The sequence below is a fragment of the Mesorhizobium oxytropidicola genome (genome assembly GCF_056174625.1).
Genome location: NZ_CM149692.1, coordinates 3,883,178 through 3,897,292, shown reverse-complemented (window position 1 = coordinate 3,897,292; position 14,115 = coordinate 3,883,178). Strand labels below are relative to the sequence as shown.

Annotated in this window: 13 protein-coding genes, 2 tRNA genes and 1 pseudogene; 11 read left to right on the top strand and 5 right to left on the bottom strand. The window is 62.8% G+C overall.

All coding sequences use genetic code 11. From position 1 onward, the window contains the following. Nucleotides 1-15 precede the first annotated feature (15 nt). Nucleotides 16-564 (top strand): histidine phosphatase family protein, encoded by a 549-nt coding sequence (locus AC0V8S_RS19445; RefSeq protein WP_475432850.1) that lies wholly within the window; start codon nucleotides 16-18, stop codon nucleotides 562-564. Here AC0V8S_RS19445 and AC0V8S_RS19440 read toward each other — a convergent pair. Then, the gene (locus AC0V8S_RS19440) at nucleotides 561-1,031 is read right to left on the bottom strand and encodes a hypothetical protein (protein WP_475432849.1); all 471 of its coding nucleotides are present in this window, start codon (nucleotides 1,029-1,031) and stop codon (nucleotides 561-563) included. The genes AC0V8S_RS19445 and AC0V8S_RS19440 overlap by 4 nt on opposite strands. Nucleotides 1,032-1,048: 17 nt before the next feature. Continuing rightward, nucleotides 1,049-1,300 (bottom strand): hypothetical protein, encoded by a 252-nt coding sequence (locus AC0V8S_RS19435; RefSeq protein WP_475432848.1) that lies wholly within the window; start codon nucleotides 1,298-1,300, stop codon nucleotides 1,049-1,051. Nucleotides 1,301-1,545: 245 nt separating this feature from the next. Here AC0V8S_RS19435 and AC0V8S_RS19430 point away from each other — a divergent pair. The 9 genes and pseudogenes from AC0V8S_RS19430 to AC0V8S_RS19390 all read left to right on the top strand — a co-directional run bounded on the left by AC0V8S_RS19430 (nucleotide 1,546) and on the right by AC0V8S_RS19390 (nucleotide 9,327). Beyond that, a tRNA-OTHER gene (locus AC0V8S_RS19430) sits at nucleotides 1,546-1,621 on the top strand. A gap of 2 nt (nucleotides 1,622-1,623) precedes the next feature. Then, a tRNA-Asn gene (locus AC0V8S_RS19425) sits at nucleotides 1,624-1,693 on the top strand. A gap of 360 nt (nucleotides 1,694-2,053) precedes the next feature. Next, the gene (locus tag AC0V8S_RS19420) at nucleotides 2,054-3,196 is read left to right on the top strand and encodes a slipin family protein (protein ID WP_475432847.1); all 1,143 of its coding nucleotides are present in this window, start codon (nucleotides 2,054-2,056) and stop codon (nucleotides 3,194-3,196) included. Nucleotides 3,197-3,430: 234 nt separating this feature from the next. After that, nucleotides 3,431-3,712: an acyl carrier protein gene (locus tag AC0V8S_RS19415; protein ID WP_010909964.1), complete on the top strand. Its 282-nt coding sequence runs from the start codon at nucleotides 3,431-3,433 to the stop codon at nucleotides 3,710-3,712. Nucleotides 3,713-3,769: 57 nt separating this feature from the next. Beyond that, nucleotides 3,770-4,960 carry a beta-ketoacyl-ACP synthase gene (locus AC0V8S_RS19410; RefSeq protein ID WP_475432846.1) on the top strand — a complete coding sequence of 397 codons (1,191 nt, stop codon included), beginning with the start codon at nucleotides 3,770-3,772 and terminating at the stop codon, nucleotides 4,958-4,960. A 46-nt stretch (nucleotides 4,961-5,006) separates the two neighbouring features. Further along, complete coding sequence (locus tag AC0V8S_RS19405) at nucleotides 5,007-6,278, top strand: beta-ketoacyl-ACP synthase (protein ID WP_475432845.1); 1,272 nt, start codon at nucleotides 5,007-5,009, stop codon at nucleotides 6,276-6,278. A 37-nt stretch (nucleotides 6,279-6,315) separates the two neighbouring features. Continuing rightward, a pseudogene (locus AC0V8S_RS19400) lies at nucleotides 6,316-7,343 on the top strand (zinc-binding dehydrogenase). A gap of 13 nt (nucleotides 7,344-7,356) precedes the next feature. After that, complete coding sequence (locus tag AC0V8S_RS19395; protein WP_475432844.1) at nucleotides 7,357-8,343, top strand: lipid A biosynthesis lauroyl acyltransferase; 987 nt, start codon at nucleotides 7,357-7,359, stop codon at nucleotides 8,341-8,343. Nucleotides 8,344-9,138: 795 nt separating this feature from the next. After that, entirely contained in the window at nucleotides 9,139-9,327 is a 189-nt protein-coding gene (locus AC0V8S_RS19390) for a hypothetical protein (protein WP_475432843.1), read from the top strand. Here the strand turns inward: AC0V8S_RS19390 and AC0V8S_RS19385 are convergent. The 3 genes from AC0V8S_RS19385 to AC0V8S_RS19375 form a co-directional block, all read right to left on the bottom strand. Continuing rightward, nucleotides 9,312-10,529: an NAD(P)-binding domain-containing protein gene (locus AC0V8S_RS19385; RefSeq protein WP_475432842.1), complete on the bottom strand. Its 1,218-nt coding sequence runs from the start codon at nucleotides 10,527-10,529 to the stop codon at nucleotides 9,312-9,314. The two genes, AC0V8S_RS19390 and AC0V8S_RS19385, sit on opposite strands and share 16 nt — an antisense overlap. A gap of 118 nt (nucleotides 10,530-10,647) precedes the next feature. Continuing rightward, nucleotides 10,648-11,856, bottom strand: coding sequence for a carboxylate--amine ligase (locus AC0V8S_RS19380; RefSeq protein WP_475432841.1), 1,209 nt, complete (start codon nucleotides 11,854-11,856; stop codon nucleotides 10,648-10,650). Nucleotides 11,857-12,120: 264 nt separating this feature from the next. After that, on the bottom strand, nucleotides 12,121-12,552 hold the full coding sequence (locus tag AC0V8S_RS19375) for a L,D-transpeptidase (protein WP_095199830.1): 432 nt from the start codon (nucleotides 12,550-12,552) through the stop codon (nucleotides 12,121-12,123). Between the two features lie 220 nt (nucleotides 12,553-12,772). Here AC0V8S_RS19375 and AC0V8S_RS19370 point away from each other — a divergent pair, with 220 nt between their 5' ends. After that, nucleotides 12,773-14,050 (top strand): acetylornithine deacetylase/succinyl-diaminopimelate desuccinylase family protein, encoded by a 1,278-nt coding sequence (locus AC0V8S_RS19370; protein ID WP_475432840.1) that lies wholly within the window; start codon nucleotides 12,773-12,775, stop codon nucleotides 14,048-14,050. Nucleotides 14,051-14,115: the final 65 nt, after the last annotated feature.

Below are 14,115 nucleotides of genomic sequence, written 5' to 3'. Positions count from 1 at the left end.
CCTGGAAGGACTGCGATGATCCGATTTGCCCTGGCCCTGCTCCTGCTCGTCATTCCCGTCGCCGCCCATGCCACGGATGCCGGCTGGGCGCTGCTGCGCGATGGCGGCCATGTCGTGCTGCTGCGTCATGCCATGGTCACCGGCACAACCGACCCCGCCAATTTCGACATCGATAGCTGCGCCACCCAGATGAACCTGTCGGCGCGCGGCAAGCAGCAGGCGAGCAAGATCGGCGCCTTGTTTGCCGCTCGCGCCGCGCCGATCGAGCGCGTGCTGTCCAGCCGCTACTGCCGCTGCCTCGACACCGCGCGCATCGCCTTCGAGGCCGAACCGGAGCTGTTTGCGCCGCTTGATCTGTTGAAAGGCGACGATGCGCAGAAGGCAGCACAGATCGCCGCCATCATAAAGGAAATCCGCGCCTATACCGGCTCCGACAATCTGGTCATGGTCACTCATCTGGAAGACATCGTGGCGCTCACCGGCATCTCGCCACGCGAGGGCGAAGCCGTGGTGGTCGAGCCGCAAGGCGATGGTCTGCGCGTGCTCGGCCGCGTCACTTTCTAACGATGACCGGAGCCAGCTGACATCTCACTGAGCAGCCACGCGTCGATGCGGACTTTCCATGTCTCGATCATGTGCGCGAAGACATCCTCCGTCAGTTCAGACAGATAGGATTCTCCCGCCGCGTTCAGAGCCGTGAACGTATAGGCAATCGATGCTTCGGTGCCGCCATCGGCAGCCGAGCGGCAGGCCACTTCAACAAATCCGAAACGCGAGTCCGGCGTGACCCTGACATAGCGGGCACGATGCGCGGCTGGATCCCAGTCGGCGCAGGCCCAGAGCGTTGTCTCGTCGCCGTGGACGGTTCGAAAGACCATGCCTTGCCGTGTTTCTCCACCTTGCGGGTGCAGGAATTCCGGGTCCCAGCCATCCACCCACAAGGTCTCGCCGATCGGCGTGAACAGCGGAAAGACGCGATCGACCGGCCCGGAAAGGACGATGCTGTGGCTGCGTTCAAGATGGCTCGTCATCCGCCTTCCCTTTCCGCTCAGTTAGAAGATGGCGCTTCAGTCAGACGGTGGCTGTCCGCCGCGCCAAGCTCCAACCCGTAGATGCGTTTCAACTGGCTGATCGTTTCGAGCGTCTCCGGCGAAAACGGCGCCTGCCCTTCGAAAGCATGCAGCACGATACCTTCGATGAGATCGCCGAGGCTCATGTCGCGATGCTCCGCCAGGGCCTTGAGCACCTTCACCAACCGCTTTTCCAGGCGCACGCCAGTCTGTACACGCTCGATGTTCATGTCGCGCTCCTACCATGGTACATTGGTACAATCAACTGGATTGACCCATATGTTGCCGAAATGCAACTGCCGAAAGAAGCCACGAATTCGCCGCGACAATGCCGCTTGCGACAACCCGTCGCAGGCTCTATAGCCGCGCTCCCGGTCACGAAAACCGAAGTGAGCACAACGGTTGGAGCTTTCGTCTCCGCCCGTGCAGGCGGCATTGCCGTCCTGTATACGGCGCCGCTTTGGGGATTGGGATCGCGGATGTAGCTCAGTTTGGGAGAGCGCCGGATTTGGATCCGGAGGTCGCAGGTTCGAATCCTGCTGTCTGCACCACGGATAGCTCAGTTTGGTTAGAGCATCAGATTGTTAATCTGACTGTCGAAGGTTCGATTCCTTCTCCATTGGCCTGATAAGCCAGCACCCTGCCAGGTGTTATCTGAAAACGGTCCGAGGACTGGAATGCCGAAGACCTGACGAATGACCGAAGCCTTCGGGCCAAGGCCGTTCCGAAAGGTCCAACGCCATCGGCTCGCGGCCAGGCCCGCGGTGATGGTCAAGGCGCAGTGTCGCCGGCAAGGGAGGCTTCGGCCTCCGGCGCCCGCTTCGCTGACCCGCGATCCGCTCCCGAAGGCCCGCTGCGATTTGATGCCACTGGTCTCCGGATCATTCGTGCCCGGACCATGACGACGTGAAACGAGAAACGAAGTGAAGATCGACGCATGAGTTGACGCCTCGCATGGGGCCATGCCCGACAGGAGTAAGACAATGACTGTTCTCGATAAGGTTCTTGGACGCGAGCGCGTCCTTGTTAAGGAAAACGAACGTGCCCTCACCCTCTACAAGGGGGAGATCAAGGCCGTCCTGCTGCCGGGCGAGCACTGGCTCGCCAACCGGCGCGGAAGCCTGGAAGTATCCCGGCACGATCTGAAGAACCCGGAATTCGTTTCGGCATACGAGAAGGCGTTGTTTGACAAGCTCCCGGATGTGGCCGCGCGTCATTTGACCGTCGTTCGCACCGGGCGCACGGATGTCGCCGTCATCGAGCGTGACGGCAATCTGCATGCCGTGCTGGCGCCGGACCGCAAGCTGGTGCTGTGGACGGATGCCGGGCCGTGGAAGGTGACGATGGTCGACACCTCGGGTGACCTCGCCATCGATCCGGCGGTCATGCGCCGGCTGGGCCAAGCCCGGAAGGCGGAGTTGATGTCCGTCTACCCGGTTGTCGACGGCCAGGCCGGGCTGCTGTTCGTCGACGGCGTCCCGGTCCGGACGCTGGCTGCGGGCGTGCATGGCTTCTGGAACGTCGGACGCATGGTGCAGGTCAAGGTCGTCGACCTCAAGCGCCAGTCGCTCGACGTCGCCGGGCAGGAAGTGCTGACCAAGGATCGCGTCACGATCCGTGTCAACATCGCCGCTGAGTATCGGGTCGTCGATCCGGTCAAGGCGGTGAGTGCTGTGAAGGACTTCTCCGAAGCCCTCTACCGCGCCCTCCAGTACGCCTTCCGCAAGACGCTTGGCGGGCTGACGCTTGACCAGATCCTTGAAAAGAAGGTGACGATCGACGAGGAAGCCGCGGCCAAGGTCCGTGCCGACATGGCCGAGATCGGGGTCGAGGTCAGCGATATCACGCTCAAGGATGTCATCCTGCCGGGCGAGATGCGCGAGATCCTCAACCAGGTGGTGTCGGCCGAAAAGCAGGCCGAGGCCAACGTCATCCGCCGCCGCGAGGAAACGAACGCCACGCGTTCGCTGCTCAACACGGCCCGGGTGATGGCGGAGAACCCGGTGATGCTGCGGCTGAAGGAGCTCGAGGCTCTGGAAACCATCGCCGGCAAGGTCGAGCGGCTGACCGTCCACAACGGAACGGGCGGACTGCTGAACGACCTGGTCAAGCTCCGCGACAGCTGATGCATGTCGCCCGAAAAGTGGTTCCCGGTTTTGGGAAAACGACATGCATCGAAACAAAGACTAACCTGACGTAATGGGAAGGGCCGCCGGGTTGACCGGCGGCCCTTCTTGCGTTTCTTGGGCACGCTTCCCATCTGCGCCCGGACTATCAGGCCTTTTCCTGCCGGGAAAAACCGATTAGACAGCGCCCAAACAAGATGCGGACAGATTCCGCCCGCAAAGAAGGAAAAGCCCTTGTCCACCACGTTCGACAAAGTCGCCAAGATCATTGCCGACACCAGCGAGATCGATATCGACACCATCACGCCCGAGAGCCACACGATCGACGATCTCGGCATCGACAGCCTCGATTTCCTCGACATCGTCTTCGCCATCGACAAGGAATTCGGCATCAAGGTGCCGCTGGAAAAGTGGACCCAGGAAGTCAATGACGGCAAGGCTTCGACCGACGACTACTTCGTCATGAAGAACCTGTGCGCCAAGATCGACGCGCTGGTCGCCGCCAAGACCGCCTGACGTCAAGTTGAGCGCGCGACCTTGACGCGCTCCACCGCCTGACACACAAAGCCGCTCATGAGCAGCCCCCGCGACGTCGTCATCACTGGTATCGGCCTTGTCTCCTCGCTGGGGGAAGGCCCTGACGCCCACTGGCAGAAGCTGGCGCAGCCGGGCCTGCAGCCGGTGCTCGAAGCCGCGCGCTTTGCGCCCTACACCGTCCACCCGCTGCCGGAGATCGACTGGAACCTGCAGATCGCCAAACGCGGCGACCAGCGGCAGATGGAAACATGGCAGCGGCTCGGCACCTATGCCGCCGGCCTTGCGCTGGACGACGCCGGCATCAAGGGCAATGACGAGCTTTGCACGACCATGGATATGGTTGTCGCCGCCGGCGGCGGCGAGCGCGACGAGGCTGTCGATACCGTCATTCTGGCCGCATCCGAGAGCCGCAACGACCGCGACGTGCTGCTCAACGAGAAGCTGACCACCGAACTGCGGCCGACCTTGTTCCTGGCGCAGCTTTCCAACCTGCTCGCCGGCAACATCTCCATCGTCCACAAGGTGACCGGCTCGTCGCGCACCTTCATGGGCGAGGAAGGTGCCGGTGTTTCCGCCGTCGAGACGGCGGCCGCACGGATCCGCTCCGGCCAGTCCACGCACGTCCTGGTGGGCGGTGCCTTCCAGACCGAACATTCCGACATGCTGCTCGGCTACGAACTGGCCGGCTATTTGCATCGCGGCGCCTGGAAACCTGTCTGGCAAAGACAGGGCGCCGAGGGCGGCGGTGTTGTAACTGGCTCCGGCGGTGCCTTCCTGGTGCTGGAACAGCGCGAACACGCGATGAGCCGCGGGCGCAAGATCTATGCCGAGCTCGGACCGGTGGTCTCAGGCCGCGCCAGGCGGTCGCGCGGAGAACTCGACACCGAGATCGCCGCACTGCTGAGCCAGGCGGCGCTGCCAAACGGCAAGCTGCTCGCACTTTCGGGCGCCTCGGGCGCGCATACCGCGACCACTGCTGAGAAAACAGCGCTCGATGCCAATCCGGCGATATCAGCGCGCGGCTTCTCGACGCTGACCGGGCATATGAAGGAAGCGCAGTTTCCGTTCGCCGTTGCGCTGGCGGCACTCGCCGTCGACCGCAAGGCCGCCTACCCCGTCTTTGATGCCGCAACCGAGAAGCCGTTTGACGGCATCCCCGCGAGCATCCTTGCAACGGCGATCGGCTATCACCAATTCGAGGGCATGGCGCTGGTCAACGCCGCGTAAGGCGGCGCCCGCATGCTGCAGAGATAAACCGCTCGAGGGCTTCCCGATGACCAAATTCAAAGATCACATGGGCAGGCCGATCGTCGCCGTCACCGGCATCGGCGTGGTGACCTCGCTTGGTGTCGGCAAAGCCGACAATTGGGCGGCGCTGACCTCGGGCAAGTCGGGCATCCATCCGATCACCCGCTTTCCGGTCGACCACCTCAATACCCGCATTTCCGGCATGGTCGACTTCCTGGACTCGAGCTCGAAAGGCGCCAGCCCCCTCACCTACGAGCTGGCCGAAACCGCCGCGCATGAAGCCGTGGCCGAATCCGGCCTCGATTCCAGCGATTTCGGCGGTCCGCTCTTCCTCGCCTCGCCGCCGGTCGAACTCGACTGGCACGAACGCTTCTCACTCTACAATTCCGACAAGGTTGACGCCGGCGCCGAAAGGCTGCTGCGGGTGGCGCGCGGATTGAAGGAACTCGACATTTTCGAGACCACGCAGTTCGGTTCGATCGCCGATCGTCTCGCCGACCGGTTCGGAACGCGCGGCCTGCCGATCACGCTGTCGACCGCCTGCGCGTCGGGCGCCACCGCCATCCAGCTCGGCGTCGAGGCGATCCGCCGTGGCGAATGCGACCGGGCGCTGTCGATCGGCGCCGACGGTTCGGCCACCGCCGAGGCGCTGATCCGCTTCTCGCTTCTGTCGGCGCTGTCGACCCACAACGACATTCCGGAAAAGGCGTCCAAGCCGTTTTCCAAGGACCGCGACGGTTTCGTGCTGGCCGAGGGCTCCGGCGCGCTGGTGCTGGAATCACTGGAAGCCGCCCTTGCTCGTGGCGCCAGCGTTCTCGGCATCCTGCGCGGCTGCGGCGAAAAGGCCGATGATTTCCACCGCACCCGCTCCAAGCCTGACGGTTCGCCGGCAATCGCTGCGGTTCGCGCTGCCCTCGCCGACGCCGGCCTGAGCAAGGACGAGATCGACTACGTCAACGCCCATGGCACCTCGACGCCGGAAAACGACAAGATGGAGCACCTGTCGCTGTCGACCGTGTTCGGCGAGCGGATCGGCTCGATGCCGGTCTCGTCGAACAAGTCGATGATCGGCCACACGCTGTCGGCGGCGGGCGCCGTCGAGGCGGCGTTCTCGCTGATGACGATGCGCGAAAGTGTCATTCCGCCGACCATCAATTACGACAATCCCGACCCGGCGATCGTGCTCGACGTGGTGCCGAACAAGAAGCGCAATGCCGAGGTTCGCAGCGTTTTGTCGAACTCCTTCGGCTTCGGCGGCCAGAACACTTGCCTTGTCATGGCGCGGGAACCGGTCTAAGCGAGCGCTTTCCGCTCGAACCAAACCGACAGGCCTTATGCGCGCACTGCAACTTATCGAGGACCGCCGTCTTGAAACGGTGGACCTGCCGCCCCCGCCGCCACCCGCACTCGGCGAAGTCACGCTGCGCATCAAGGCGGTGGCGCTGAACCACATCGACGTCTGGGGCTGGCGCGGCATGGCCTTCGCCAAACGCAAACTACCGCTGGTCGTCGGCGCCGAAGCTTCCGGCGAGGTCGAAGCGGTCGGCCCCGGCGTGTCCAACCTGCTGCCCGGACAATTGGTGTCGATCTACGGCGCGCGCACCTGCGGCCTTTGCCGGGCCTGCCGTGAAGGCCGCGACAATCTCTGCGAACATGTTTCGGGCGTTCACGGTTTCCATCTCGACGGCTTCGCGCAGGAGAAGATCAACCTGCCGGCGCGCCTGCTCGTCCCGCCCCGCCCGGCGTGACCGACATCGGCGCGGCTGTGGCGCCTGTGACTTTCGGGACGGTCGAGCACATGCTGTTCGACAATGCCAAGCTGCAGCCCGGCGAAACCATCCTCGTCCATGCGGGCGGCTCCGGCATTGGCTCGGCGGCCATCCAGCTGGCGAAGCGGATGGGCTGCACGATCATCACCACAGTCGGATCGAACGACAAGATCGACAAGGCCAAGGCGCTCGGCGCCGACCATGTCATCAATTACCGCGACGACCGTTTCGAGGGCGTGGTGCGCAAGCTGACCAAGAAGAAGGGCGTCGACGTTGTCTTCGAACATGTCGGCGCCGACACCTTTGCCGGCTCGATGCTGTGCCTGAAGCGCGGTGGCCGCCTGGTGACCTGCGGCTCGACCTCGGGCGTGTCGACGCAGATCAACCTGATGCAGCTCTTCCAGCAGCAATTGAAACTGCTGGGCTCCTTCGGCTGCCGTATGGAGAACATGGCAAACGCCATGCAGAAAATGGCGGCGGGACAGGTCGCGCCGGTCATCGACACCGAGGTCGGCTTCGACGATATCGATGCCGCACTGAAGCGCATGGAAGGCCGTGACGTCTTCGGCAAGATCATCCTGCGCGTCGCCTAAGGCCTTGACTTCGGTGCTCAAGAAGTTTCGCCGCGATCTCAAATTTCGCTACGGCAGGCAGCTGCGCCAGCTGAACTACTGGCTGGTTGCCCGCGCGGCGATGATCATCATCTCGGTTCTGCGCCTGCTGCCGGTCGACAGCGCGCTGAATTTCGCCGACCGCGTTGCGCGCCTCATTGGTCCCCGGGTCGGACGGCACCAGGTCGCCATCGACAATCTGCACAAGGCCTATCCGGACAAGAGCGAGGCCGAGATCCAGGCCATCGCCTCCGATATGTGGGGCAACATGGCCCGCCTTGCCGCCGAATACATCTTCCTGGATGCCCTGTTCGACTATGACCCGGCCGCCAGCAAGCCCGGCCGCGTCGAGGTCAAGGGCACGGAGCATTTCGTCGAGATCGCCGCCGAGAAGCAGCCGCACATCGTCTTCACCGGCCATCTCGGCAATTTCGAGCTGCTGCCGGTGGCGGCGGCCACCTTCGGCATGAACATCACGGCGCTGTTTCGCCCACCCAACAATCCGTATCTTGCCGATTACATCCTTTCGACGCGGCGCTCGACCATGGGATCGCTGCTGCCGTCGATGGCCGGAGCCTCATTCGCATTGGCAGGCGTCCTGGAGAATGGCGGCAACATCGGCGTCCTCGTCGACCAGAAATTCTCCAACGGTCTCGATACGACCTTCTTCGGCCGTCCCTGCCAGAGCAACCGCGTGCTCGGCACCCTTGCCCGCCACTATGACTGCGACGTCTATCCGGCGCGTTGCATCAGATTGCCCGGCAACCGCTTCCGGCTCGAAATCGAAGACAAGCTGGTCTTGCCGCGCACCGCTGACGGCAGCGTCGATGTCCACGCCACCACCCAGATGCTGAACGACGTGGTCGAGCGCTGGGTGCGCGAGGATCCCGGCCAGTGGATGTGGTTCCACAAAAGGTGGGAGATCAGCAACTGGCGGCGCAAGAAGCGGTCGCAGGCAAAGGCGCCGGCCGCGAACAGCTGATCGCCTCCTGTGGAGTGCGTGCCGCAGCAATTTCCGGCACTGATGGGCCTACGATCCAGACATTCGTAACATTGCTGGTCAGGGAATCTTAAACGAGCGCGGTGCAGATACCCCAGGAGATGTTCCTCGACTGGAATGGAGCTCGTGGCATGACGAATATCGAAATGCCGCGCCTGGATCGGGATGGCGTCGAAGATCGTTCGTTCGGCCGTCTTGGCCGGGCATGGTCGCATCTGCGTCAGCATGGCTTGCTTGAGCCGATAAGGCTCGTCCATCGACATGGCCTCGGCGCAAGCCTTGGCTTTGTCCGGCGCAACATCAGGCATATCGTCGCCGACCGTCTCGCCAGGAAATGGGACTGCCGGCACAACGTCGACACGGCCGGCTCGATCCAGCTCGGTGCCCTCAATGTCGTCGGCCCGCACCGCGCCAAGGGCAACGAAGCCGTCTGCACCTCGCCGAAAACCTTCGACTTCATCATGAAGTCGCTGCCTCGCGATCTCGGTGACCATACATTCATCGACATCGGCTCCGGAAAATCGCGAACGCTGCTGCTGGCGTCACGATATCCTTTCGCCGGGATCATCGGCGTGGAATTCGCTAGGGAATTGGTGGACATCGCCCGAAGCAACATCGAGCGTTTCCAGGACCCTTCGCAGAAATGCCGGGCACTCAGCGTCGTCGAGGCCGACGCGGCGGCATACGATTTCCCCGACGCACCGCTGGTGGTCTATTTCTACAATCCCTTTTCCAAGGACGTTTTCGACATCGTCTTGAAAAATCTCGTGTCGTCGCTTGAGCGACGCCCGGCGGGATTGTTTCATCGTCTATGGAAGCTCGAGCCACCGCGCCATCGATTGGGCGAGGCCCGCCATCCTCGAGACCGGTATTTTCAGGGAACTGCCCGTGCCGGCGATGCCCGGTTTCCGCGATGCGATCCGCACCATCGACTATGCGGTCTTTCAGGTTCAGGCCGCGGCGTAATTTCTGTCTTTTGCTCTTTGAACGAACCGCGCAACAGTGCGCGCGGCAAACGGCGTGCCGGCGGTGAACCGCATCAGCGGGCCGAAACTGCCGACCGCGCTCGCGCCGACAAAATGCAGCCCGGGAATGCTGGATTCGAACCCTGCGGAAAGCACCGGCAGCCCCTCCCGGCGGGCAATCGCGGCAAGCATATCGGGCGCGAACAGGCCGAGCTTGGCGATATCGATCCGGTAGCCCGTGCCGAGCAGGACGTGGTCGAACGTGGCCGCATCCTTCTCGAACCGCAGTTCGACGCCATTGTCCTTGGCAGACGCGGCGACGATCCTGCTGCCGGCATTGACCCTTATCCCATCGAAATCCGGCTTCAGCCAACCCGTCGCGCCGGCGCCGAGGCTGCGTCTGTTGAGCCAGGCCCTGGCTGGCTCCGGAAACCGGTGCACGAAGCCTGGGACTTCGACCAGCCAGGAAATCGGGAACGGGCCGACCCTGGAAGGCGATGCGAGCCGCTCCGACAGGAAGTCGCGCAAGCTCCAGCTCTGCTTTCCCGACAGCGCCCGATAGCCCAACCAATGGATGTCGCCATGGCAGATGAGTTCGACGTCGGCGCCACTGCGCTTGAGCAGCACGGCGGATTCGCAGGCGCTTTGCCCGCGCCCGATGACGGCGACGCGCTTGCCGCGGAAGGCCTCATAGCCAGTATGTTCACTGGCATGACTGACCAGTTCTTGTGGGATCCCGTTGAAGACGGCGGGGATCAGTTGCTGGTTCATCAGGCCGGTGGCAACGACGACGCGGCGCGCCTTGACGGCAGCGCCATCGGCCAGTGCCAGACGAAATCCACCGTTCGCCTTCTCAACACGGCCGACCCTGCGTGTATCCAGATCCGGAACCGCCTTGGCCTGGATCCATAATCCATAGTCGACGAAGTTTTCGAGCCACAGCGGTTCGCGGGGCGAGATTCCGAGGACCTTCGCGTAGGAATCAAGCGAGAGCGGACCTTTGGTGTGGCCGATATAGGTCGCGTGCCAGGGCGAACGCAGCCTCATGCCTCTCGGCATATGGTCGCGCCAGAAGGACATCGCGCCACCGAGCGTGAGCGTATCGACGCCTGCCGCCTTGAGGGCGGAAGCGGCGGCCAGCCCGAACGGGCCAGCACCGATCACGGCCACCTCACAGTCGGTCCTGGGCATGAAAGCGGTCATCTCAGTGGTCTCGCCTGTCTGTTTCTGCAGCCGTGGAACTCACTCAGTTACGCGGCCGTCCTAAACATTCCCCGGTTAAGATTGCGGAAAGAGAGGCTTCCTCCGGCTATTGCTCGACTCACAAAAGCCGAAGTAGCCGCCGCGTCAGCACTCTCCAGCCCGTCAAGGGCACGTCGATCAGGCCCGGCATTGGGTCCTTTGCCTGGAATGTCGCCCATGCCCGCACCTTGGCGAATGAGCTGAAATAGGCCCGCTTCGTCAGCCGGCCGCTTGAGATCAGTCTGCCGGCCGCCACCATGTCCCGAACCAGATACATCCACGACGTAGCAGGCCGGGCTGAGGCTGTCGGCACCGTTTGGCCCGATTTGATCGCCCAAAGCATAGCGCCAAGGTCGACGCCGGCGGCGGGGCCCAGTCCAAACCATGTCCAGGGCCGTGGATTGACGTCGAGCACCTTCATCGAACCATCGCGCGCGTCGCGCTTGAATTCGACCTCGACCAGCCCGTGATGCGCGATCGACCCAAGCAGTCGGCGCGCGGCGTCGATCAGTTGCGGTTCATCGACAACCTCCACGAACGTGCTGGTGTAACCGAAGTCGACCGGATATTGCCGCGTACGACGGGCGGTGAATTCCGCCACCGGCGCGCCCTTATTCCAGAGCGCCGCATAGGAGAACTGGCTCTCTCCTCCGCCCGGTATCATTTCCTGAACCACGACATTTCCGCCGCCGATCTCTTCGGCACCCCAGCTGTAGGCCGTCAAAAACGATGCCTTGTCATGGGTCAGAACGGCCTTGGCGCGCGCGAACCGGCTGCGCCCGCCCGTGTTCGGTTTCAGGATGACGGGAAAGCGCAGTTCGGCTGCCGCTGCCTGCTCGAGCGAGGTGATCTCATAGGTCAGCGGAACGGCAAGCCCCAGTTCGTGCGCCCGGCGATAGAGCAGCGGCTTTTCACAAACCCATTTCAGCTGCTGCCATGGCGGCAGCACCACGTCGAATACGGCGGACAACTGGTCGATCGATTGCGACACAAAACGAACTTCAGGATCGCCACCGGCGATCAGAAGGAAGCCACCCAGCCCGTGAACCTTGGCCAGATTGAGCAGGAAGGCGACGGCACCACCGTTATCAGGGCCGGGCCACGTCATTGTCCGCTGGGCATATCGCGAAAAGCTGGGCAACGGGGTGTCGTTGCTCACCAGCCAGACAGGCACTTTCTGGGCGCCGAAGCTCCTGGCCAGCGCCAGCGTCCCGTGCGCCCCGCCAAGAATGAGCACCCCGGCGGACCGGTTGGGAAGACGATCGTCCATCTCTGGCTGGGGATGCATCTGTCAATTCCGGCAAACGGCACGCGATGGCAAGTTTCCCGGCGAACCGATTGACCGCCTGCAATATTTAAGCGACCTCTAATAATTCAAAGCGCCCGGTACTGCTGATTGTCCTTAGTCAGGCAATGGCATGGAAAGCACACCCCTTATCCCTCGGCAATAGCCGTCTGTATCGGAACAGGTAGAACCTTGGCCGATTGTTGTAGCCGCCAGTAGAAAGTCTCGCGCCGGGCACCGGCCCGGCAACGAGAATTCGCGCTTCAATTAATTCGTCACGACAATGCGCGTGTTGCCGAAGCCCACTTCCCGCACCATCGAATAGAAGGTCGCGGCATTGGCCGTGTGCAGCCGCACGCAGCCATGCGAGGCCGGACGGCCGAGCTGCCTGACGGCGCCCGTCCCATGGATGGCATAGCCGCCATGGAAGAACACGGAATAAGGCATCGGCGACATGTCGTATTTACGCGAATACCACATCCGTGCGGTCCGCTGCGGTCGGTACGTGCCACGCGGCGTGAAATAACCCGGACGCGCGGTCGATACGACCCAGCGATAAACCTCCGACCCGTATCGCACCGTCATCGTCTGCGACGACACGTCGATATTCGCTTCCAACATCGCCGCGTAACTTGCGGACGGCGTACCAAACAGCGCGGTTGCCAACATCGCCGCTGCTACGAGAAAGAACTTCCTCATGCGATCAAACCCCTTTGATTGCCCCTTGCCTGCTTGCCATCACGTTGTTTTTCACCTTTTTAATGGCAGTGAACAAATAGCACACAGTCCTTGATCAATTCGCCAATCCAAAGCAGCGAATTTGAACGATTTCCCGCGATAGTTGCCGTAACGACACGTCGCAGGGACTTGATTGCCGGCGGGCTTGCAATGCAACGTCGATCGCTGCTCAACTCTACCGATGAACGAGAGACTCCTCCAAGCAATCGATGACAGGCGCGACGATGTCGTCGCGCTGACCGCCGACCTCATCCGTTTTCCGACCATCAACCCACCCGGCGAAGCCTACCGGCCATGCGCCGAATATCTTGGCGCGCGGCTGAGGAAGCGTGGTTTTGAAACGGAATTCATCCGCGCCGAAGGCACGCCCGGCGACACCGATCGCTACCCGCGCGTCAATGTCGTGGCCCGGTTCGACGGCCGGTCACCCGGCGCCTGCGTCCACTTCAATTCACACATCGACGTGGTCGAGGCTGGTGACGGCTGGACGGTCGATCCCTTTGCCGGCGTCGTCAAGGACGGCAGGGTCTATGGCCGCGGCGCCTGCGACATGAAGGGCGGCCTGGCTGCGTCGATCATCGCCGCCGAAGCCTTCATGGACGTCTATCCCGACTTTCCCGGCGCCATCGAGATATCGGGCACCGTCGACGAGGAGTCCGGCGGCTTCGGCGGTGTCGCCCATCTGGCCGGGCTCGGCTATTTCTCCAAACCCAGGGTCGACCACGTCATCATTCCTGAGCCGTTGAACAAGGACCGCATCTGCCTTGGTCATCGCGGTGTTTGGTGGGCGGAGATCGAGACCAAGGGCGAGATCGCGCACGGTTCGATGCCGTTCCTCGGCGACAATGCGGTGCGCCACATGGGTGCCGTGTTGCAGGCCTTCGAGGACGAACTGTTCCCGGCGCTCGACCGCAAGATGACGCGCATGCCGGTGGTGCCCGAAGGTGCAAAACGCTCAACCATGAACATCAATTCCATCCATGGCGGCCAGACCGAGGATTTCCGGCCCGGCCTGCCCTCGCCCAACGTGCCCGATTCCTGCCGGCTGACCATCGACCGCCGCTTCCTGCTCGAGGAAGATCTCGCCACGGTCAAAGGCGAAGTGACCGGCATTCTCGAGCGGCTGAAGCGCGAGCGCAAAAAGTTCGACTACGAGATCCGCGACCTGATGGAAGTGCTGCCGCTGATGACCGAACGCGACGCGCCGGTGGTCAAGGCGGTGGCGCAAGGCATTCACGCGATCTTCGACCGCGAGCCCGACTACGTCATCTCGCCCGGCACCTATGACCAGAAGCACATTGCCCGCATCGGCCACATCTACGACTGCATCGCCTATGGGCCCGGCATTCTCGACCTCGCCCACCGGCCGGACGAGTGGGTCGGCATAGCGGACATGGTGGAATCGGCCAAGGTAATGGCGATCGGCCTCAACGTGCTGCTGCGCGGCACAACCGAATGATCGGCCTGCGGCGCAAAAACATTTCTCCTGGCGCGGCGCGACAGCACGAAACGCAATTTACTCCC

Bases quoted from the DNA above. Each gene is read 5' to 3' on its own strand.
- AC0V8S_RS19445 (WP_475432850.1), top strand. From the start codon at position 16: ATGATCCGATTTGCCCTGGCCCTGCTCCTGCTCGTCATTCCCGTCGCC.
- AC0V8S_RS19440 (WP_475432849.1), bottom strand. From the start codon at position 1,031: ATGACGAGCCATCTTGAACGCAGCCACAGCATCGTCCTTTCCGGGCCG.
- AC0V8S_RS19435 (WP_475432848.1), bottom strand. From the start codon at position 1,300: ATGAACATCGAGCGTGTACAGACTGGCGTGCGCCTGGAAAAGCGGTTG.
- AC0V8S_RS19420 (WP_475432847.1), top strand. From the start codon at position 2,054: ATGACTGTTCTCGATAAGGTTCTTGGACGCGAGCGCGTCCTTGTTAAG.
- AC0V8S_RS19410 (WP_475432846.1), top strand. From the start codon at position 3,770: ATGAGCAGCCCCCGCGACGTCGTCATCACTGGTATCGGCCTTGTCTCC.
- AC0V8S_RS19405 (WP_475432845.1), top strand. From the start codon at position 5,007: ATGACCAAATTCAAAGATCACATGGGCAGGCCGATCGTCGCCGTCACC.
- AC0V8S_RS19385 (WP_475432842.1), bottom strand. From the start codon at position 10,529: ATGACCGCTTTCATGCCCAGGACCGACTGTGAGGTGGCCGTGATCGGT.
- AC0V8S_RS19380 (WP_475432841.1), bottom strand. From the start codon at position 11,856: ATGCATCCCCAGCCAGAGATGGACGATCGTCTTCCCAACCGGTCCGCC.
- AC0V8S_RS19375 (WP_095199830.1), bottom strand. From the start codon at position 12,552: ATGAGGAAGTTCTTTCTCGTAGCAGCGGCGATGTTGGCAACCGCGCTG.
- AC0V8S_RS19370 (WP_475432840.1), top strand. From the start codon at position 12,773: ATGAACGAGAGACTCCTCCAAGCAATCGATGACAGGCGCGACGATGTC.